Here is a 24219-nt window from a genome sequence, read left to right as displayed (position 1 = left end):
GGACTTTCTCCTCAACCGTGACTTACCAGGCAGGTTACCCCCATGCAGTTCAGCGAATTATTGGCAGTGATTTCCACCCATGCGATCCGGCTGCAACGGGAAGAGGACGACCTGATCGTCCTGGGTGACGACGAGGCTTTGGAGGAGGGCGTCTGGGACCAACTGATCGCCCATAAGCCCCGGCTGCTGGCGCTGGTGGCCGAGCATGGCGGTGACTGGCTGAGCCCGGCGTATCGCATCACCCCGGACATGCTCGCGCTGGTCAGTCTCGACCAGGCCGCGCTCGACCGTATCGTCGCCGCCATCCCCGGTGGCGCGGCGAACGTGCAGGACATCTACCCGCTGGCGCCGCTGCAAGAGGGCATGCTCTATCACCACCTGTCGGCGCAGCAGGGCGACCCCTACGTGCTGCACGCGCAGTTTGTGTTCGACAGCCGCGCCCGTCTGCACGCCTTTGCCGAGGCGCTGCAATGGGTGATCGATCGCCACGACATCCTGCGCACCTCGATGGCCTGGGAGCGCCTCGACGAGCCGCTGCAAGTGGTATGGCGCAAGGCGCCGCTGGTATGCGAAGCGGCGCACGTTGACCCACGCAACGTGCGCCTGGACCTGGGCCAGGCGCCGCTGTTGCGCCTGGTGTACCGCGAAACCCCCGGCAACGCGCGTGTGGACGCGATGCTGTTGTTCCACCACACCATCCTCGATCACACCGCCCTCGATGTGGTGCGCGAAGAAATCCAGCTGTACCTCGCGGGCCAGCAAGCGCAAGCGGCCGAGCCCGTGCCGTTTCGCAACTACATCGCCCAAGTGCGCCACGGCGTCAGCGAGCAGGCCCATGAAGGGTTTTTCCGCGAGATGCTGGCCGACATCGACGCGCCGACGCTGCCCTTCGGTTTGCAGGATGTGCAGGGCGACGGCCACGGCATCAACGAAGCGCGCATCCCTATCGACAGCGCCCTGAGCCGGCGCCTGCGCGCCCTGGCACGGCCGCTGGGCGTCAGCGTGGCGAGCATGATGCACCTGGCTTTCGCCCGTGTCCTTGGGGTGGTGTGCGGGCGTGATGCCGTGGTCTTTGGCACCGTGATGCTCGGCCGCATGGGCGCCGGTGCGGGTGGTGAACGGGCGTTGGGCATGTTCATCAACACCTTGCCGCTGCGCGTGGATGTGGGCGGGCAGGGCGTGCGCGCCGGGGTCCAGGTGACCCATGCGCGCCTCACCACCTTGCTCCAGCATGAGCACGCGTCCCTGGCCCTGGCCCAGCGTTGCAGCGGTGTGGCAGCGCCGACGCCGTTGTTCAGCGCCATGCTCAATTACCGTCACAGCGCGGCCACGGACATGGCGGCCATCATCGAGGTCGCCGAAGGCATCCAGGTGCTGGGCGCCGAAGAACGCACCAACTACCCGCTGACGGTCAACGTCGACGACCTGGGGGAAGACTTCGCGCTGACGGTGATGGTGCATGCGTCGCTCGACGCCCGGCAGGTTGCCGGCTACTTGCACACGGCCCTCGACAGTCTTGCCGAGGCGCTTGAGCAACGACCGGATACGCCCCTGAACAGCCTGGCGATCCTCACCAGAGACCAACGCCAACACCTGCTGCACAGTTTCAACCACAGCCCTGAAACCTACGCCGACACCCCGCTGATCCACCAACAGATCGAAGCCCACGCCGCCGCCCATCCCGACGCCATCGCCCTGCGTTTCGAGCAACAACGCCTCACGTACCGCCAACTCAACGAGCGCGCCAACCAGGTCGCCCATCGCCTGCTGGCCCAAGGCGTGCGCGCTGATGATCGCGTGGCGATCTGCGTGGAGCGCGGCCCGGAGATGATCATCGGCCTGCTGGGCATCCTCAAGGCCGGCGCCGGTTACGTGCCGGTGGACCCGGCCTACCCACGGGAACGCATCGCCTACACCCTGCAAGACAGCGCGCCGCTGGCGGTGCTGGTGCAAGCCAACACCCGCCATTTGGTGGGCGCGCTGGCGCAGATCGACCTCAACGGCCTGCGCGACGAATCCATCGTCAACCCGCGCCTGGACTTGAGCCCGGCCAACCTCGCCTATGTGATCTACACCTCCGGCTCCACCGGCCAGCCCAAGGGCGTGATGATCGAACACCGCCAGGTCGCGCGACTGTTCAGCGCCACGCGGCATTGGTTCGGGTTCAACCGCAACGATGTGTGGGCGTTGTTCCATTCCTTCGCCTTCGACTTCTCGGTGTGGGAAATCTGGGGCGCACTGACCCACGGCGGCCAGTTGCTGATCGTGCCGCAACTGGTCAGCCGCGCGCCGGATGAGTGCTATGCGCTGCTGTGCGACGCCGGCGTGAGCATCCTCAACCAGACGCCCAGCGCGTTCCGCCAGTTGATCGCGGCGCAACAGCACAACCCGCAGGCCCATTCCCTGCGCCAGGTGATCTTCGGCGGTGAAGCCCTGGAGCCGGGGATGCTCAAGCCCTGGTATGCCCGCACGCTCAACGCCGGCACGCAATTGGTCAACATGTACGGCATCACCGAAACCACCGTGCACGTGACCTATCGCGCCCTGGAAGCGGCGGATGCGCAGCGAGTCGGCGTCAGCCCGATTGGCGTGGCCATCCCCGATTTGCAGCTGTACGTGCTGGACGCGCGCCGCGAGCCGGTGCCGATTGGCGTGGTCGGCGAGTTGTACGTCGGCGGCGCCGGGGTGGCGCGCGGTTACCTCTACCGTGAGGCGCTGACCGCCGAACGCTTCCTCACCGACCCCGCCAGCGGCCAGCGCCTGTACAAGACCGGCGACCTTGGCCGCCGCTGTGCCGATGGCAGTATCGACTACCTGGGGCGCAACGATGATCAAGTGAAGATCCGCGGTTTCCGTATCGAACTGGGTGAAATCGAAGCCCATCTGGCCGCAGCCGAGGGCGTGCGTGAGGCCATCGTGCTTGCCCGTGAGGACGAACCGGGCGACCAGCGCCTGGTGGCCTACGTGATTGCCGAGGGCACATTCAGCGCAGGCGTCTTGCGTGACCACCTGCTGCGCAGCCTCGCCGACTACATGGTGCCCAGCGCCTTTGTCCAACTCGATGCCTTTCCGCTGACCGCCCACGGCAAGCTCGACCGCAAGGCCTTGCCCGCACCGGATGCCCAGGCGTTGGCCCGTCGCGACTACCAGGCCCCCGAGGGCGCGGCGCAAATCGCCATTGCCGCCATCTGGCAAGACCTGCTGAAAATCGACCGCGTGGGCCGTGACGATAATTTCTTCGAGCTGGGCGGGCATTCGCTGCTGGCGGTCAAGCTGATCGAACGCATGCGCCAGGTGGACCTGCGCGCCGACGTGCGCGTGCTATTCGGCCAACCGACGCTGGCGGCGCTGGCCGCTGCGGTGGGTGACGAGGTGCACGTCCCGGCCAACCCGATTACCCCGGCCAGCACGCGCATCACCCCCGAGATGCTGCCCCTGGTTGACCTGGACCAGGCCGCCATCGACCACATCCTCAACCGCGTGCCCGGCGGCCTGGCCAATGTGCAGGACATCTATGGCCTCGCCCCGTTGCAGGCGGGGATTTTGTACCACCACCTGGCAACCACCGAGGGCGATCCCTATGGGTTGCAGGTGCAGTTCAGCTTTGCCAACCAAGCGGCGGTGGACGCATTTATCCATGCCCTGCACAGCGTGATCGAGCGCCACGACATCCTGCGCACGGCGATCCTCTGGGACGGCCTCGACGAACCGGTGCAAGTGGTCCTGCGCCAGGCGTCGCTGGTTGTCGAGCGTATCGACGAGCCCCTTGCCCAGTTGCAACAGCGCTTCGATCCCCGGCACTTTCGCCTCGACCTGTCCCGCGCCCCGCTGATGCATTTTGCCTACAGCGAACAGCAGGGCCGTTTTGTCGGCATCCTGCTGCTGCACCATATCCTGCTCGACCACACCGCCTTGCAGGTGCTGGTGCAAGAGATAAGCGCCAGCCTCGACGGGCGCAGCGTGCACTTGCCCGTGGCGGTGCCGTACCGCAACTATGTGGCGCAGGCGCGGCTCGGCGTCAGCCAGGCGCAGCACGAAGCGTTCTTCAGCGCGATGCTCGGCGATATCGACGAACCCACCCTGGCCTTTGGTCTGCACGACGTGAACCTCGACGGCAGCGGCATCCTCGAAGCGCACCTGGCGCTGGAAGCCGAACTGAGCCTGGGCCTGCGCGAACAGGCGCGGCAACTGGGGGTGAGCCCGGCGAGCCTGGTGCACCTGGCCTGGGCGCAGGTTTTGGCGCAGGTTTCCGGCCAGCAGGAGGTGGTGTTCGGCACCGTGTTGCTGGGGCGCATGCAGGGCGGCGAGGGCGCTGATCGGGCGCTGGGCATGTTCATCAACACTTTGCCGTTGCGCGTCAGCCTCGGCACGGTGGGCGTGCAAGCCGGCGTGCGCGCCACCCATGCGCGACTTGCGCAATTGCTCGGCCATGAGCACGCGTCGCTGTCCCTGGCCCAGCGTTGCAGTGGCGTGCCGGGTTCGCTGCCGCTGTTCAGCACCTTGCTCAACTATCGTCATAGCGCGGTGGACGAAGCGCCCGGCGCCAACCCGTTCGCGGCTCGGGGCATCGAGATCCTCAGCTCCGAGGAGCGCAGCAACTACCCGCTGGTGATCAACGTCGATGACCTCGGCGCAGGTTTCGCGCTCACCGTGCAAGGCGTGGCCAGCCTCGACGTGCAACGTGTCGGCGACTACCTGCTCACTGCGCTGCGCCACCTGGTGACGGCGCTGCAACAGGCACCGACCACGCCGTTGCAGGCGGTGTCGATCCTGCCGCCCGCCGAACGTCACCAACTGCTGGTGGACTTCAACGCCACCGCCCACGACTACCCGGCGCACCGCACCGTGCACCAGCTGTTCGAAGCCCAGGCGCAGGCACATCCCGACGCCGTGGCGGCGGTGCATGGCCCGTTGTCCTTGAGCTACCGCGACCTCAACCGTCGCGCCAACCGCCTGGCGCACCACTTGATCGACCAAGGCGTGCAACCGGGGGAAAGCGTGGCGATTGCCCTGCCGCGCGGCCTGGACCTGCTGGTCTGCGAGCTGGCGATCCTCAAGTGTGCGGCGGTCTATGTGCCGCTGGACATCAACGCGCCGGCCGAGCGCCAGGCCTTTATCGTGCAGGACAGCGGCGCCCGCCGGGTCCTCGACGACCTCAGCGTGCTGGCGCTGGAGACCCAGTCGCCGCGCAATCCCGAATTGGCCCAGTCTTCGGAAAGCGTCGCCTACATCCTCTACACCTCCGGCTCCACCGGCACGCCAAAGGGCGTGCAAGTGCCGCACCGCGCGATCTCGCGCCTGGTGCTCAACAACGGCTATGCCGATTTCATCGCGCGCGACCGCGTGGCCTTTGCCTCCAACCCGGCGTTCGATGCGAGCACCCTCGACGTGTGGGCGCCGTTGCTCAACGGCGGTTGCGTGGTGGTGGTCGAGCAGGCGGTGCTGTTGTCCCAGGCGGCCTTCGCCGCGTTGCTAGAGGAGCAAGCCGTCAGCGTGTTGTGGATGACCGCCGGGCTGTTCCATCAGTACGCCGACGCGCTACTGCCGGCGTTCCGTCAACTGCGTTACCTGATCGTCGGCGGCGATGTGCTCGACCCGCTGGTGATCAACCGCGTACTCGCCCACGGCAAGCCGCAGCATTTGCTCAACGGCTACGGGCCGACCGAAGCGACCACATTCTCCACCACGTTTGAAATCACCACGGCGGGTACGGCGGCGATTCCAATCGGACGGCCGCTGGCAAACGCCCAGGCCTTTGTGCTGGACACGCGCCAACAACCGCTGCCGCTGGGCGTGACCGGCGAGCTGTATATCGGCGGTGCGGGTGTGGCGTTGGGGTATCTGAACCAACCGCAACTGACCGCCGAAAAATTCATCGCCAACCCCTTCGGCGACGGCGTGCTGTACCGCACCGGCGACCTCGCCTGCTGGCAGGCCGACGGCACCTTGCTGTACCAGGGACGCAGTGACCTGCAACTGAAGATTCGTGGTTTCCGCATCGAACCCGGGGAAATCGAAACCTGCCTCGCCGCCTTCCCCGGCGTGAAAGACGTGGTGGTGCTGGCCCGCGAAGACGTGCTCGGCGACAAACGCCTGGTGGCCTACTACACCGCCCCGGCAGCACTGGACATCCAAGCCCTGCGCGCCCACCTGCAAGGCCGCTTGCCGGACTATATGGTGCCGTCGGCCTATGTGTGGCTGGCCCTGTTGCCGCTCACCGCCAACGGCAAGCTCGACCGCAAAGGCCTGCCAGTGCCCGACGCAAGCGCGTTGCTCAGCCGTGGCTTCGAAGCGCCGGAAGGCGCAGTGGAAACCCTGCTCGCACAGATCTGGCAGGACGTGCTCAAGCTGGAGCGCGTCGGTCGGCACGATCATTTCTTCGAACTGGGCGGCCACTCGTTGCTGGCGGTCAGCCTGATCGAACGCATGCGCCAGGTCGGCCTGAGTTGCGACGTGCGCGTGCTGTTCAGCCAGCCAAGCCTGGCGGCATTGGCAGCGGCGGTGGGCAGCGGGCGCGAGGTGGTGGTGCCGGCCAATGGCATTGCCGCTGGTTGCACGCAGATCACGCCGTCGATGCTGACCCTGCTGCAACTGGATCAGCCGGCCATCGAGCGTATCGTCGCCAGCGTCCCCGGTGGCGCGGCGAATGTGCAGGATATCTACCCGCTGGCGCCGTTGCAGGAAGGCATCCTCTACCACCATCTCAGCGCCGAGCAGGGCGATCCGTACCTGCTGCAATCGCGCATGGCCTTTGACAGCCTGGAGCGCTTGCACGGTTTTATGGGCGCGCTGCAACAGGTGGTGGCGCGCCACGACATCCTGCGCACCGGCGTGGTCTGGGAAGGCCTGGACAGCCCGGTGCAAGTGGTGTGGCGCGACGCCCAGCTGAGCGTGCAGGCCGTGGCCCTGGACCCGGCCGACGGTGACGTCATCGCGCAATTGCACGCGCGGTTCGATGCCCGTCACTACCGGCTGGACCTGACCCAGGCGCCGCTGCTGCGCATGGTCTACGCCGAGGACCCGGCCAATGGCCGTGTGGCGGCGATCCTGCTGTTCCACCACTTGGCGCTGGACCACACCGCCATGGAGGTGGTCGGCGAGGAGATGCAAGCGTTCCTGTGCAACCAGGCGCATGGGCTGCCGGCGGCGGCGCCGTTTCGCAACTACGTGGCCCAGGCGCGCCAGGGTGTCAGCGAGGCGGAACACGAGCAGTTCTTTCGCGAGATGCTTGCCGACATCGATGAACCGAGCCTGCCGTTTGGCGTACAGGATGTGCAGGGCGACGGGCGTGATATCGAAGAGGCCGAGCAAGCCCTGGACGCGACGCTGGCCCAGCGGGTTCGCGAGCAGGCGCGCCGCTGCGGCGTCAGTGCGGCGAGCCTGATGCACCTGGCGTGGGCGCAGGTATTGGGGCTGGTGTGCGGGCGTGATGAGGTGGTGTTCGGCACCGTATTGATGGGCCGCCTGCAAGCGGGCGAGGGTGCGGACCGGGCGTTGGGCATGTTCATCAACACCTTGCCGCTGCGGGTGGACCTGGCGGCGAGTGCGACGTCGGCGCTCAAGGCGACCCACGCGCGGCTCAGCGCCTTGCTCGGGCATGAGCATGCCTCGCTGGCCCTGGCCCAGCGTTGCAGCGGCGTGGCGGCGGGGGCGCCGTTGTTCAGCAGCCTGCTCAATTACCGCCACAGCAGTCCCGACGCCATGGCCCGCGACGGTCACGGCATCTGGGCCGGCGTGCAGTTGCTGGGCGGCGAAGAGCGCAGCAACTACCCGCTGACCTTGAGCGTGGACGACTTCGGCACCGGCTTTGGCCTGACGGTGCTGGCGCTGCCGCAGATCGGCGCCCTGCGCCTGTGCGGCTACATGCACCACGCCGTGGAGCAGTTGGTCGCCAGCCTGGAAAACGCAACGCCGACCGCGCTCACCCAGCTGCCAAGCCTGCCAGCGGCGGAGCGCGAAACGCTGCTGCGGGAATTCAATGCGACCGCCGCAGATTTCCCCACCGGCCACACCGTTCACGGCGCCTTCGAAGTCCAGGCTGAGCGCCAACCGGACGCGGTAGCCGTGGTGCAAGACGGCGTTTCCCTGACCTATCAGCAGCTCAACCGGCGCGCCAACCAACTCGCCCATCACCTGCTGGCGCTGGGCGTGCAGCCCGACGACCGTGTCGCGATCTGCTGCCGTCGCGGCCCGCAGATGCTGGTGGGCTTGCTCGGCATCCTCAAGGCGGGCGCCGGCTACGTGCCCATCGACCCGGCGTATCCCGCCGAGCGTATTGCCTATCTGCTGCAAGACAGCGCCCCGGTGGCGGTGCTGGCGGAGGCGAGCACGGGCGAGCTGTTGGGCGCGGTCGCGTATGTCGACCTGCATGCACACGGCCTCGATCAGCCCACCAGCAACCCGCAACTCAGCGCGCTGACCCCGGCGCACCTGGCCTACGTGATCTACACCTCCGGCTCCACCGGCCAGCCCAAGGGCGTGATGGTCGAACACCACACCGTGGAAAACCTGGTGCACTGGCACTGCGACGCCTTTGGCGTGGACGCTCGCAGCCACACCAGCAGCGTCGCCGGCTTTGGCTTTGATGCGATGGCCTGGGAAGTCTGGCCGGCGCTGTGTGCCGGTGCGACCCTGCACCTGCCACCCGCCGAAGTGGGCAATGAACACATCGACGCGCTGCTCGCCTGGTGGCTGGCGCAGCCGCTGGACGTGAGCTTCCTGCCGACGCCGGTGGCCGAGTACGCCTTCAGCCAGGAACTGCTGCACCCGACGTTGCGCATCCTGCTGATCGGCGGCGACCGTCTGCGCCAGTTCAATCAGGAGCGGCGTTTTGCGGTGATCAACAACTACGGCCCCACCGAAGCCACGGTGGTCGCCACCTCCGGCCGTGTGCGTGCCGGGCAGGCGCTGCATATCGGCCGGCCCATGGCGAACGCCAGTGTCTACCTGCTGGATGCGCACTTGCGCCCGGTGCCGTTGGGCGTGGCCGGCGAATTGTATGTGGGCGGCAGTGGCGTGGCGCGGGGTTACTTGAACCGCGCGGACCTGACCGCCGAACGCTTCCTGCAAGACCCGTTCAACGGCGGCCGCATGTACCGCAGCGGCGACCTGGCGCGCTGGTTGCCCGATGGCAATCTCGAGTACCTGGGCCGTAACGATGACCAGGTGAAGTTGCGTGGCATACGCGTGGAGCTGGGGGAAATCGACAGCTGCCTCGCGGCACTCGACGGCGTTGACGAAGCGGTGGTGCTGGTGCGCGAAGACCGTCTGATCGCCTGGTTCACCGCCCGGCAACCGCTGGATATCGAGCACTTGCGCACGCAACTGCAAGCGCAACTCCCCGCCGCCCTGGTGCCGGTGGCCTATGTGCAGGTGCACGCGCTGCCTCTGACCGCCAACGGCAAGCTCGACCGCAAGGCCCTGCCTGAACCGGATCAAGGCGCGTTGCTCAGCCGTGAATATGCAGCGCCCGAAGGTGGCGTCGAAACCACCTTGGCGGCGATCTGGGCCGAGGTGTTGCAGGTGGAGCAGGTCGGCCGGCATGACCACTTCTTTGAACTGGGCGGCCATTCCCTGCTGGCCGTCAGCCTGATCGAACGCATGCGCCAGGCCGGCCTCAGCGCCGATGTGCGCGTGCTGTTCAGCCAGCCGACCTTGGCGGCACTGGCTGCTGCCGTGGGCAGTGGTCGCGAGGTCGCGGTGCCGGCCAATCGGATTGCCGCCGATTGCCAGCGCATCACCCCGGACCTGCTGTCGCTGGTGACGCTGGACCAACAGACGATTGACCATGTAGTCGCCCAGGTCCCCGGTGGCGCCGCCAATGTGCAGGACATCTACCCGCTGGCGCCGTTGCAGGAAGGCATCCTTTACCACCACATCACGGCCGGGCAGGGCGACCCGTACCTGCTGCAATCGCACCTGGCGTTTGCCAGCCTGGAACGCCTGCATGCCTTTGCCGAGGCGCTGCAACAGGTGATCGACCGCCACGATATCCTGCGCACCGCCGTGGTCTGGGAAGGCCTGGCGCAACCGCTGCAAGTGGTGTGGCGCACGGCCCGGTTGCAGGTACAGGCTGGTGATCTGCAAGGCTTTGATCCGCGCCACTACCGCGTGCCGCTGGATCAGGCGCCGTTGATCCGTTTGGTGTACGCCCGGGACCCGGATCAGCATCGGGTGAATGCACTCCTGTTGTTCCACCACATCGCCCTTGACCACACCGCCCTCGACAGCGTGCGCCACGAGATGCAAGCCAGCCTGCTCGGGCAGCCGCAGCCCGTCGGGGACGCCACGCCGTACCGCAACTATGTGGCCCAGGCGTGCCTCGGGGTGAGCGAGCAGGAGCACGAACACTTCTTCCGCGAGATGCTCGCTGATATCGATGAACCGACCCTGCCATTCGGCTTGCAGGATGTGCGCGGCGACGGCACGGCCATCGAAGAGGCCCAGCAGCATCTGACGCCCGACCTCAACAGACGCCTGCGGGCCCAGGCGCGTGTGCTTGGGGTCAGCGCGGCCAGCCTGTTCCACCTGGCCTGGGCGCGGGTGCTCGCCAGTACGTCCGGCCAGGAACAGGTGGTGTTCGGCACCGTGCTGTTGGGCCGCATGCAGGGCGGCAAGGGCAGCGACCGCGCGCTGGGCATGTTCATCAACACCTTGCCGCTACGGGTGGGCATCGACGCCACCGGCGTACGTGTTGCGGTCAAGCACACCCACGTCCGGCTGAGCGCGCTGCTCGGGCATGAACACGCGTCGCTGGCGCTGGCCCAGCGTTGCAGCGGTGTCGCCGCGCCGCAGCCGTTGTTCAGCGCGATGCTCAATTACCGCCACAGTGACAGCCGGCAGACGCCGGTGTCGGCGGCGTGGGAGGGCATCGAGACATTGGCCAGCGAAGAGCGCACCAACTACCCGTTGACGCTCAACGTGGATGATCAGGGTGACGGTTTCCGCCTGACCGCCCTGGCGGCGACGCCAATCGGCGCGCAGCGCATCTGCGCCTATGTGCAAGTGACGTTGCAGGGCCTGGTGGAAGCGCTGGAGCAGGCGCCGCAGTTGCCGGTCAATCGCCTGCCGGTGCTGGAGGCCCAGGAGCGCCAGCAAGTGCTCGGCGCGTTCAACGCCACCGAGGTGGCGTATGACCTCGACCAGACCCTGCATGGCATGTTCGAACGGCAGGTGGCACGCACGCCGGATGCGATTGCGGTCAAGGCGGGCGACGTCGTATTGACCTACGCCGAGCTGAACGCTCGGGCCAACCAGCTGGCGCATCACCTGTTGGCGCTGGGCGTAGAACCGGATTCGCGCGTGGCGATCTGCGTCGAGCGTGGCCTGGACATGGTGGTCGGCCTGTACGCGATCCTCAAGGCCGGCGCCGCCTATGTGCCGCTGGACCCGGCCTATCCGCCGGAACGCCTGGCCTACATGCTGCAAGACAGCGCGCCCGTGGTGGTGCTGGCCCAAGGCTCGACGCGTGCCTTGCTGGGCGCGGTGCCGGTGATCGATCTGGAACAGCCGAGCTGGTCGCACCAACCCAGCGACAATCCGCAGGTCAACGCCGTGGGCGCTTACGTGATCTACACCTCCGGTTCTACCGGCCAGCCCAAGGGCGTGATCAACGACCACGCCGGGGTGGTCAACCGCTTGCTGTGGATGCAGGACGCCTACGGCCTCAAGCCCCACGACCGGGTCTTGCAGAAAACCCCGTTCAGCTTTGACGTGTCGGTGTGGGAATTCTTCTGGCCGCTGTTCACCGGCGCGCGGCTGGTGATGGCGCGCCCCGGCGGGCACAAAGACCCGTTGTACCTGTGTGAAGTGATCGAGGCCGAGCAGATCACCACGTTGCACTTTGTGCCGTCGATGCTCGACGTGTTCCTTGCCCACGGCGATGTGCGCCAGGCGGCCGGGCTGGTGCGCGTGATGTGCAGCGGCGAAGCCTTGCCCGGCAGCCTGGTGCGCCGATTCAAACAGCAACTGCCGGGGATCGGCCTCTATAACCTGTACGGCCCGACCGAAGCCGCCGTCGACGTGACCGCCTGGAACTGCGCACGCCCCGAGGTGGCGGACAACACGCCAATCGGCAAAGCCATCGCCAATACGCGGATGTACGTGCTGGACGCGCAGTTGCAGCCGGTGCCGCTGGGGGTGGTTGGCGAGTTGTTCATTGGCGGCGTGCAAGTGGCGCGGGGTTACCTGAACCGGCCTGAGCTGACCGCCGAGCGCTTCCTCAAGGACCCGTTCAGCAGCGGCCGCATGTACCGCACCGGCGACCTCGGGCGCTTCCTGCCCGACGGCAATCTCGAATACCTGGGCCGCAACGATGACCAGGTGAAAATCCGTGGCCTGCGCATCGAACTGGGGGAAATCCAGGCGCGCCTGTTGGAGCATCCCGAGGTCAACGAAGCCGCCGTGGTCGCCCGCGACGATCGCCTCGTCGCCTATTACACCGGCACGCGGATCGGCGACTTGCGTGAACACCTGCTGAGCTGCTTGCCGGAATTTATGGTGCCCGCGTTGTTTGTGCACCTCGACGCCTTGCCCTTGAGCCCCAACGGCAAGCTCGACCGCAAGGCCCTGCCGGCGCCGGATGTAGAGGCGCTAAGTACACACGCGTACGAAGCGCCCGAGGGCGACACCGAGATCCTGCTGGCGCAACTGTGGGCCGAACTGCTCAAGGTGGAGCGGGTCGGGCGCCAGGATAATTTCTTTGAACTGGGCGGGCATTCGCTGCTCGCTGTGAGCTTGATCGGGCGCTTGCGCCAGGTGGGCATGGAAGCCGATGTGCGTGCGTTGTTCGAACAGCCGACCCTGGCCGGCTACGCCGCATTAACCGAACGAATGGAGATCGTCCTGTGAGCATCCTCGAACTGCTGGCGACACTGAAAACCAAGGATGTACAACTGGCGCTCAAGGGCGAGCAATTGTCGGTGCAAGGCAACAAGCAGGCGTTGAGCGACCCCTTGATCCTCGCCGCCTTGCGTGAACACAAACCGGCGCTGATCGAGTTGCTCAAGGCCGGTGAATACGCGGCCGCCAACGCGGTGCCGGCCAATGCCATCCCGGCCGATGCCGAGCACATCACGCCGGCCATGCTGACCTTGTCCAGCCTGAGCCAGGATGAAATCGAGCGCATCGTCGCCAGCGTCGACGACGGCGTGGCGAATATCCAGGACATCTACCCCCTGGCGCCGTTGCAGGAAGGCATCCTGTTCCACCATGTGCGCACCGCGCAGGGCGACCCCTATGTGATGCAGTCGCAGTTCGCCTTTGATAGCGTCGAGCGTTTCGATGCGTTTGCCCAGGCCTTGCAAGGCGTGATCGAGCGCCATGACATCCTGCGCACGGGCGTGGTGTGGGAAGGCGTGCAGCAGCCGTCGCAAGTGGTATGGCGCAAGGCAAACCTGCCGGTGCAAGCGGTTGAGCTGGATCCGGCCGACGGCGATATCGCCGCACAACTGCACGCCCGTTTTGACGCGCGCCATTACCGCCTGGACGTGACCCAGGCGCCGCTGCTGCGCCTGGCCTGGGCGGCGGACCCGGTGCAGCAGCGCATCGTCGCGATGCTGCTGTTCCATCACATGGCCCTCGACCACAGCGCCCTGGAGGTGGTGCGCCATGAAATGCAGGCGTTCCTGCAAGGCCAGGGCGCGCAGTTGGGGGCGGCGGTACCGTTTCGCGACTACGTGGCCCAGGCGCGGCTGGGGGTGAGCGAGCAGGAGCACGAGGCGTTCTTCCGGCAGATGCTCGGGGATGTGGTCGAGCCGACCTTGCCCTTTGGCTTGCAGGACGTGCAGGGCGATGGCCGGGGGATCAGCGAGCTCGATTGGCCGCTGGCGGATGCCCTCAATCAGCGCCTGCGCGCCCAGGCGCGGCTGCTGGGGGTGAGCGTCGCCAGCCTGTTCCACCTGGGCTGGGCCCGGGTGTTGAGCGCGCTGGCGGGCAAGTCCCAAGTGGTGTTCGGCACGGTGCTGATGGGCCGCATGCACGGCGGGCACACCACGGAGCGCGCCTTGGGGATATTCATCAATACCCTGCCGTTTCGCCTGGATGTGGGCGGTGAAGGCGTGCGCAGCGCCGTCAAGGCCACCCACGCACGCCTTACCGGGCTGCTGCGCCATGAACATGCGCCGCTGGCCCTGGCCCAGCGGTGCAGCGGCGTCCTGGCACCGACGCCGTTGTTCAGCACCTTGCTCAATTATCGTCACAGCGCCACCGGCAGCAGCGACGCGCAGGCCGCGTGGCAGGGCATCGCCACGCTGCGCTCGGATGAACGCACCAATTACCCGCTGACCCTGAGTGTGGATGACCTGGGTGACGCCTTTATCCTGCGGCTGCTGGCGACCGCCCAGGTCGATCCGCAGCGTGTCTGCGCCTACCTGCAAACCGCCCTCGAAAACCTGGTGACGGCATTGGAGCAGGCGCCGTTGACGGCGCTGGACCAGCTCGCGGTGGTGCCCGCCGCCGAACAGCAATTGCTGCTGGAACAGTTCAACGCCACTGGGGCCGATTTCCCCCAGGGCAGCACACTGCACGGGCGCATCGAAGCCCAGGCCGCCCTCACTCCGGATGCCATTGCCGCTGTGCAGCAAGGCCGGCAACTGACCTACAGCGAGTTGAATCAACAAGCCAACCTGCTGGCCCACCACTTGCTGGCGCTGGGCGTGAAGCCTGACGAGCGCGTGGCCGTCGTCGCGCGCCGTGGCCTCGACACCCTGGCCGGCTTGCTCGCGGTGCTTAAGGCCGGCGCCTGTTATGTGCCGGTGGACCCGTCGCACCCGGCCGAACGCCTGCACTATCTGCTCAGCGACAGCGCGCCGGTGGCGGTGCTCACCCAACAGGCGTTGCTGGAGCGCTTGCCGCCCCTCGACGTGCCGGTGATCCACCTCGACCGCTACACCTGGCAGCACCATTCGGCGTGCAATCCCCAGGTGGCGGTGACGGCGGCGAACCTCGCGTACGTGATCTACACCTCCGGTTCCACCGGCCAGCCCAAAGGCGTGATGGTGGAACACCACACGGTGGCCAACCTGGTGGATTGGCATTGCCATGCCTTCGACCTGCGCGCCGGGCGCCACACCGCCAGCGTCGCCGGTTTCGGCTTTGATGCGATGGCCTGGGAGGTGTGGCCGGCCCTGTGCGTGGGCGCGACCCTGCACCTGCCGCCGGCCCAGGACGGCAATGAGGACATCGACGCACTATTGGCCTGGTGGTGCGTGCAGCCGCTGGATGTGGCCTTTTTGCCGACGCCGGTGGCCGAGTACGCCTTCAGCCAGCGCATCGAGCACCCGACGTTGCGCACTTTGTTGATCGGCGGTGATCGCCTGCGCCAGTTTGGCCGTGGGCAGCGCTTCGAGGTGATCAACAACTACGGGCCCACCGAGGCCACGGTGGTGGCCACGTCCGGCAAGGTCGAGGCAGGGCAGGCGTTGCATATCGGCAAACCTATCGCGAATGCCACGGTGTACCTGTTGGATGAACAACTGCGCCCGGTGCCGTTAGGGGTGGCGGGGGAGTTGTATGTGGGCGGCAAGGGCGTGGCGCGCGGTTATCTGCATCGCCCGCAGCTGACGGCTGAACGCTTCCTGCAAGACCCGTTCAACGCCGGGCGCATGTACCGCACCGGCGACCTGGCGCGCTGGTTGCCCGATGGCAACCTTGAGTACCTGGGGCGTAACGACGATCAGGTGAAGATTCGCGGGGTGCGCATCGAACTGGGGGAAATCGAAACCCACCTCAACCAGCTGCCGAGCGTACAGGAGGCGGTGGTGCTGGTGCGCGAAGAACGCTTGGTGGCGTACTTCACCGAGAACCCGCAGCTGGACCCGCTGACCGTCGCCGAACTGCGCGCCCACCTGGTGGCGCACCTGCCGGACGCCATGGTGCCGGTGGCCTACGTGAAACTGCCTGCGCTGCCCCTGACCGCCAACGGCAAGCTCGACCGCAAGGCCCTGCCGGCGCCGGACATGGCCGCTGTGTTCAGCCGCGAGTACGCCGCGCCCGAGGGCGAGATCGAAACGGTATTGGCGCAGATCTGGGCCGATGTGCTGCAAGTGGAACGGGTCGGGCGACGGGATCACTTTTTCGAACTGGGTGGGCATTCCCTGCTGGCGATGCGCATGGTCTCGCAGGTGCGCCAGCGCCTCGGTGTGGAGCTGTTGCTCGGCGACCTGTTCGCCAACGCCGAACTGGCCGCCGTCGCCGACGTATTGGCGAGCGCCGGGCGCAGCACCTTGCCGGACATCCTCCCGGCCAATCGCGACGACGCCGTGCCGCTGTCGTTCGCCCAGCAGCGCCTGTGGTTCCTCGCGCTGCTGGAAGGGGCCAACACCGCCTACAACATTCCCATCGGCCTGCGTTTGCGTGGGCAGTTGCATGTGGAGGCGCTGCAACGGGCGCTGGCGCGGATCGTCGCGCGGCATGAAACCCTGCGCAGCCGCTTCGCCCAGCACGGCGACGAGGCGCGGGTGCTGATCCTGCCGCCGGAAGACGTGCTGCCCCTGCAAGTGCAGGACCTGCGTCATCACGCGCAACCGCAGCAAGCGCTGGAGGCGTTGATCCACGGCGAGGCCTCGGCGCCGTTTGACCTGGAGCGCGGCCCGCTGCTGCGCGGGCGCTTGATCGTGATGGCCGACGATCACCATGTGCTGTTGCTGACCCTGCACCATATCGTCTCCGATGGCGGCTCCATGGGCGTGCTCACCCGCGAGCTGATGGGGTTGTACAAGGCCTTCAGCCTGGGCCAGGCCGACCCGTTGCCGCCGCTGGCGATCCAGTACGGCGACTTTGCGGTGTGGCAACGCCTGTGGCTCAGCGGCGAAGTGCTGCATCGGCAAAGCGCTTACTGGCAGCAAGCGCTGGCCGGTGCGCCGGTGTTGCTCACCTTGCCCACCGACCGCCCGCGCCCGGCGCGGCAGGACTACGCCGGCAGCAGCGTCGAGGTGCGTTTGGATGAGCGCCTCACCGCAGCGCTCAAAGCCCTCGGCCAACGGCATGGCACCACGCTTTACATGATCATGATGACGGCGTGGGCGTCGCTGCTGACGCGGCTGTCCGGGCAGCCGGAGCTGGTGATTGGCTCGCCTGCGGCCAACCGTAACCGCGTCGAGGTGGAAGGGCTGATCGGCCTGTTCGTCAACACCCTGGCGGTGCGCATCGACACCTCGGGCGACGTGAGCAGCGAAGCACTGTTGGCGCGGGTCAAGGCCCAGGCGCTGGCCGCCCAGGCCCATCAGGACCTGCCGTTTGAACAAGTGGTGGAAATCACCCGGCCCACCCGCAGCCTGGCCCACAGCCCGCTGTTCCAGACCCTGCTGACCTGGCAGGACGGCAGCGCGCCGGCCCTGGCCTTGGGCGACCTGGCGCTGGAAGGCATCATCGAACACAGTCACTTCGCCAAGTTCGACCTGTCCCTGGACCTGGGCGAAGTGCAGGGCAGCATTATCGGCGCGCTGGAATATGCGCAGGCCTTGTTCGATGAAGCGACCGTGCGCCGTTATGCCGGTTACCTCACCCGCGTGTTGCAGGCCATGGTCGACAACGATCAGGCGGTGTTGGCCCATGCGCCGCTGGTGGATGAGCGTGAGCGTCACCAGCTGTTGAGTGAGTTCAACGCGACTGAAGTGGATTACAACCTCGACCAGACCTTGCACGGGATGTTTGAAGCGCAAGTGGCCCGTACGCCGGATGCCATTGCGCTGAAGTCGGGCAACGTGGTGTTGACCTATGCCGAGCTGAACGCGCGGGCCAACCAGTTGGCGCATCACCTGCTGGCGCAGGGTGTACAGGTGGATTCGCGGGTCGCCATTTGCATGGAGCGTGGCCTGGAGATGGTGGTCGGCCTGTACGCGATCCTCAAGGCCGGCGCCGCCTACGTGCCGCTGGACCCGGCGTATCCGCCGGAACGCCTGGCCTACATGCTCGAAGACAGCGCGCCCGTGGTGGTGCTGGCCCAAGGCTCGACACGCGCGCTGTTGGGGGCGGTGCCGGTGATCGACCTGGAACAGCCGACCTGGTTGCAGCAACCCGTCGACAACCCGCAGGTCAGCGCCGTGGGTGCCTATGTGATCTACACCTCCGGCTCCACCGGCCAGCCCAAGGGCGTGATCAACGACCACGCCGGGGTGGTCAACCGCTTGCTGTGGATGCAGGACGCCTACGGCCTGACCGCCGCCGATACGGTGTTGCAGAAAACCCCGTTCAGTTTCGACGTGTCGGTGTGGGAGTTCTTCTGGCCGCTGTGCACCGGCGCGCGGCTGGTGATGGCGCGCCCGGGTGGGCACAAAGACCCGGCGTACCTGTGCGAGGTGATCGAGGCTGAACAGGTCACCACCTTGCACTTCGTGCCGTCGATGCTTGACGTGTTCCTGGCCCACGGCGACGTGGCCCAGGCCGCCGGCCTGGTGCGCGTGATGTGCAGCGGCGAAGCTTTGCCCGGCAGCCTGGTGCGGCGCTTCAAGCAGCAGTTGCCGGGCAGTGAGTTGCACAACCTGTACGGCCCGACCGAAGCAGCGGTGGATGTGACCGCCTGGAATTGCGCGGGCGCCGTTACGCCGGACAACACGCCCATCGGCAAACCCATCGCCAACACGCGCATGTATGTGCTCGATGAGCAATTGCAACCGGTGCCGCTGGGGGTGGTTGGCGAGCTGTTCATCGGCGGTGTGCAAGTGGCGCGGGGGTATCTGAACCGACCTGAGCTGACGGCCGAACGCTTCCTCAAGGACCCGTTCACCGGTGCACGCATGTACCGCACGGGTGACCTTGGCCGCTATTTACCCGACGGCACTATTGAATATCTGGGACGCAATGACGATCAGGTGAAGATCCGTGGCCTGCGGATCGAACTGGGGGAAATCCATGCGCGTCTCATTGACTATCTGGGCGTCGATGAAGCCGCCGTGATCGCCCGCGACGAGCGCCTGGTGGCGTATTACACCGGCGTGCGCAGCGAGATCGACGCCCTGCGCGGCCATCTGTTGCAGCACCTGCCGGACTTTATGGTGCCGGCGCTGTTCGTGCACCTCGACGCGCTGCCCCTGAGCCCCAACGGCAAGCTCGACCGCAAGGCCTTGCCTGCGCCGGGCGCGGATTCAGTGATCACACGCGACTACGAGGCGCCCCAGGGCGACACGGAAATCGCCCTGGCCAGCCTGTGGGCCGAGTTGCTTAACGTGGAACGGGTGGGGCGTCACGACGACTTCTTCGAACTGGGCGGGCACTCGCTGCTGGCGGTGAGCCTGGTGGGGCGCATGCGCCGCCTCGGGCTGTCGGCGGATGTGAAAGTATTGTTCGGCCAGCCGACGTTGGCGGCGTTGGCCGCCGCGCTGGGCGGCGGGCGCGAAGTCGCGGTGCCGGCCAATCGCATTGCCGCCGATTGCACGCGCATCACCCCGGACATGCTGGCGCTGATCACCCTGGATCAAGCGGCCATCGACCGTGTGGTCGCCTGCATTCCGGGCGGTGCGGCGAATGTGCAGGACATCTACCCGCTGGCGCCGTTGCAGGCCGGCATGCTCTACCACCACCGCGCCACGCAGGGCAGCGACGACTATGTGCTGCGCGCGCAGTTCGCCTTCGACAGCCGCGCGCGTCTGGACGCGTTTGCCCAGGCCTTGCAGGCGGTGATCCAACGGCATGACGCGTTGCGTTCATCGTTCCATTGGGATGGCCTGGAAGAACCGCTGCAAGTGGTGTGGCGCGAGGCCGCGCTGCGCGTTGAAACCGGGCCGTTGCCGCCACGCCTGGACCTGGCCCAGGCGCCGTTGATGCGCCTGGTGTACGCCGAGCAACCGCAGCGCGTGGTCGCCACCTTGCTGTTCCACCACCTGGTGATGGACCACATCGCCCTGGACATCCTGCAGCACGAAATGCAGGCGTTCCTGCTGGGCACCGCGCACACCCTCGGCGCGGCCGTGCCGTATCGCAACTACGTGGCCCAGACCCGCCTGGGTGTGGACGATCACGCGGGGTTCTTTAGCGAGATGCTCGGCGCCATCGATGAGCCGACCAGCGTCGAAGCGCTGGGTGCCGATGAGCATGTGCAGCGCCAGCTTGATGCGCCGTTGAGCCAGCGCCTGCGGGTGCAGGCGCGGCAAGCGGGCGTCAGCGCCGCGAGCCTGATGCACCTGGCCTGGGCCCACGTGCTGGGCAAGGTTGCGGGCCGCGAGCGGGTGGTATTCGGCACGGTGATGCTCGGCCGTTTGCACGGTGGCGAAGGGGCCGAGCGCGCCATCGGGGTGTTTATCAATACCTTGCCGCTGCGGGTTGATCTGGGTGAGCACAGCGTACTGGACGCGTTGCGCGCAACCCATGGGCGCTTGACCCAGTTGCTCAGCCATGAACACGCGCCGCTGGCGCTGGCCCAGCGTTGCAGCGGCGTGCCGGTGGGCACGCCGTTGTTTGGCACGCTGTTCAACTATCGCCACAGCGCCGCGCCGGTGGGCAGCGAGGGCTGGCAGGGTATTCAACTGCTCAAGGCCGAGGAGCACAGCAACTATGGCTTGTCCCTGAGTGTCGATGAGCTGGCCGATGGCTTCACCTTGACGGCTGTGGGGCAGGGCGCGCGGCGCATCTGCGACTACCTGCACACCGCCGTGGAGCAACTGGTGCAGGCACTGGAGCACGACAGCGGGGTTGCCATCGGCCACTTGCCGATCCTGTCGATTGCCGAGCGTCGGCAGTTGGCCGGATTCAACGCCACCACGCGCCTGTTTCCACGGGAACACACGGTGCAGCGCCTGTTCGAAGCCCAGGCCCAGGCGCGGCCTGACGCGTTGGCGGTGGTGGAGGGCGCGCAACGATTGAGTTATGGCGAGCTGAACCGCCGCGCCAACCGCCTGGCCCATCACCTGTTGGGGCTGGGGGTGCGGGCCGGCGCTAACGTCGCGCTGCTGTTGCCACGTTCCGTGGACCTGCTGGTCAGCCAACTCGCCGTGCTCAAATGTGCGGCCGCCTATGTACCGCTGGACATCCACGCGCCCGCCGAGCGTCAAGGGTTCATGCTGCAAGACAGTGCCGCCGCCTGCGTGTTGACGCGCAGCGATGCCGTTGTCGATGGCGCGGTCCAACGCCTGGACCTGGACACCCTGGCCCTCGACCCGCAACCGAGCCACAACCCCGGCCTGTCGCAGTCGTCGGAGAGCGTGGCGTACATCATGTACACCTCCGGCTCCACCGGCACGCCCAAAGGTGTGTTGGTGCCCCATCGCGGCATCACGCGGCTGGTGCTCAACAACGGTTACGCCGACTTCAATGCCAGCGACCGCGTGGCGTTCGCCTCCAACCCGGCGTTCGACGCCAGCACCATGGACGTGTGGGGGCCGTTGCTCAACGGTGGGCAGATCCAGGTGATCGACCACGCCACCGTGCTCGACCCGGTGGCGTTTGGCGCGGCTTTGGCCGAGGTGACGGTGCTGTTCGTGACCACGGCGTTGTTCAACCACTATGTGCAACTGATCCCCGAGGCCCTGGCGGGTTTGCGCATCCTCCTGTGCGGCGGCGAGCGGGCCGACCCGGCGGCGTTTCGCCGGCTGTTGGCGCGGGCGCCGGCACTGCGCTTGGTGCATTGCTACGGGCCGACGGAAAGCACCACCTACGCCACCACCCATGAGGTACGCGCGCTGGCCGATGGCGCCGACAGCGTGCCCGTCGGCCGGCCGATTTCCAACACCCAGGTGCATGTGCTGGATGCGCACTTGCAGCCGGTGCCATTGGGCGTGGCCGGTGAAATCTGCATCGGTGGTGATGGCGTGGCCCTGAGCTATTTGAATCGCCCGGCGTTGACCGCCGAGAAGTTCGTCGCTGACCCCTTCAACGGCGGCGCGCTGCTGTATCGCACCGGCGACCTTGGTCGCTGGACGGCGGACGGCTTGCTGGAGTGCATCGGTCGCAATGACGACCAGGTCAAGATCCGTGGTTTCCGCATCGAACTGGGTGAGATTGAAGCGCGCCTGGGCACCTTGGCGGGTATCCAGGACGTGGTGGTGCTGGCCCGTGAGGACGTGCCGGGGGACAAGCGCCTGGTGGCGTATTTCACCTGGGCGGCGCAGCCCCTGGAGATCGACCAGCTGCGCGCCCATCTGCTCGACCAATTGCCGGAGTACATGCTGCCGTCGGCCTATGTGGCGCTGGCGCGGTTGCCGTTGACCGGCAATGGCAAGGTGGACCGCAAAGCCTTGCCGGTGCCGCCGTTGCAGGCACTGATCAGTCGTGAGTTCGAAGCGCCGGTTGATGCCCTGGAGCAAGCCCTGGCCCAGCACTGGGCCGAGGTGCTGAAGCTGGAACAGGTGGGGCGCCATGACAGCTTTTTCGAGCTGGGCGGGCATTCGTTGCTGGCGATTCGGCTGGTGAACGTGTTGGAGGAAGCGGGGTTGCCGGTGTCCCTGGCCGAGCTGTTCCAGCATGCCAATGTGGCCGCCGTCGCCGCGCTGTTGCGTCAGCGTAGCGACGAACCGCTGCGCGATAGCCCGGTGATCACCGTGCGCAGTGGAGGCACCCAGGCGCCGTTGTTCCTGGTCCACGAATTCAGCGGTATGGACGTGTATTTCCCGGCGCTGGGCCAGCATCTGCCCGGCGACTATCCGATCTATGGCCTGCCGGGCGTGGCCCTTGGCGAGCCGCACCTGGACAGCATGGAAGGCCTGGCCGCGCGACTGGTCGGCTTGATCCGTGGCATCCAGCCCCATGGGCCGTATCGGCTGGCCGGTTGGTCGTTTGGCGGCGTGCTGGCCTATGAAGTGGCGATGCAACTGCTGGGGGCGGATGAGCCGGTGGCGTTTCTCGGTTTGCTCGACAGCTACGTGCCGCGCCTGACCGATCAAGGCAAGGCGCGCTGGAGTGGGGCGGATGCGCTCAAGCGCCAGTTGCTGTTGCAGTGCACGGCGTACTGGAAAACCCAGGGTCGGGCAGATTTGCTGGCGAGTCTTGGGCAATTGGACGCGGACATCGCACAGCTGGAGTTTGCCGAGTTGCTGCAACAGTGCCGTTCGGCCGGTTTGCTGCACGCGCAAATGGCGGCGGCGACAGATGCCGACTTGGCGAATTACCTGGAACGGGAAGTCGGGCATGGGCATGCGCTGGCGCACTACAGCCTGTTCCCGTTGCCGATACCGGTGCATCTGTTCAGTGCGCAGGAGCGCCCCACCGAATTGGCGCGGCGTAGCGATTCGCTGGGCTGGGCAGGCGCGCTGGCGCCGGAGCAGTTGCGCCAAGTGCAAGTGCCGGGCGATCACCAGAGCATGATGCAGGCGCCGCATATCCAGGCGCTGGGCCATGCAATCACAGCGGCATTGGCGACCTGCGCGCCTGTGGCACAGACGGCACATTTGCCCTTGCTGCGCATTCAGAGCGGGCGCGCCGGGCATGCGCCGCTGTTCTGCGTACCGGGGGCGGGGGACAGCGTCACCGGCTTTGTCGGTTTGAGCGAAGCCTTGGGGCGCGACTGGCCGCTGTTTGGCTTGCAGCCCCGTGGCCTGGATGGCGAGGCGGTGCCCCACAGCCAGGTGGAAGCGGCGGCGCGGGCGAATCTGGCGGCGCTGGCGCAGGAATGTGCGCACGGTCCGGTGCATCTGGTCGGGCATTCGTTTGGCGGCTGGGTCGCGCTGGAGATGGCGTTGCAGTTGCAGGCGCAAGGGCGCGAGGTGGCGTCGCTCACGGTGATCGACAGCGAAGCGCCGGGTGGCGCGGGCCGCGCGTACACGACCACGGCGGCGTTGCTGCGCTTGATCGAGTCGATGCAGTTGGCGGCGGGCAAGTCCTTGGGGATCGACCCGCTGGACTTCGCCGGGCGCGATGAAGTGGCGCAGCGCCAAAGCTTGCATGCCGGCATGGTCGCGGTTGGCTTGTTGCCGGCGCGGGCCAGTGTGGCGGCGATGGATGGGCCGGGCCGCACCTACGCGGCGGCGTTGCGCACGGTGTATCGGCCGAGCCGGCGCTTTGACGGCGTGGTGCGTTTGGTGTTGGCGCAAGACCCGGCATTGGACGCGGCCGGCAATCAGCGCGAGCAGAGCTTGATGATCGAAGGCTGGCGCCGCCAGGGCCGGGAGTTGGAGGTGTGGTATGGCGGCGGCAATCACTTCACGTTGCTCAAGGCGCCGAATGTGCAGGGGCTTGCCCAGTGGTGGCGGGAAGGACTTGTGGGAGCGGGCTTGCCCGCGATGGCGGTGGCTCAGTCGCCCATGTATTGACTGACCGCCTGCCATCGCAGGCAAGCCAGCTCCCACATTCATC

At 66.8% G+C, this 24219-nt stretch carries 2 protein-coding genes; both read left to right on the top strand.

What is annotated here, in order from left to right; genetic code table 11:
* Window positions 1-42: 42 nt before the first annotated feature.
* The gene (locus ACU688_RS25045) at window positions 43-12849 is read left to right on the top strand and encodes an amino acid adenylation domain-containing protein (protein WP_448186788.1); all 12807 of its coding nucleotides are present in this window, start codon (window positions 43-45) and stop codon (window positions 12847-12849) included.
* The gene (locus ACU688_RS25040) at window positions 12846-24176 is read left to right on the top strand and encodes an amino acid adenylation domain-containing protein (protein ID WP_448186787.1); all 11331 of its coding nucleotides are present in this window, start codon (window positions 12846-12848) and stop codon (window positions 24174-24176) included. The genes ACU688_RS25045 and ACU688_RS25040 overlap by 4 nt, the downstream gene beginning before the upstream one ends.
* The last annotated feature ends 43 nt before the right edge of the window (window positions 24177-24219 follow it).

The organism is Pseudomonas acericola (SeqCode) (assembly GCF_053456465.1).
Note: the sequence above shows the minus strand (reverse complement) of the source record. Positions and strands in the feature narration are given on the sequence as shown.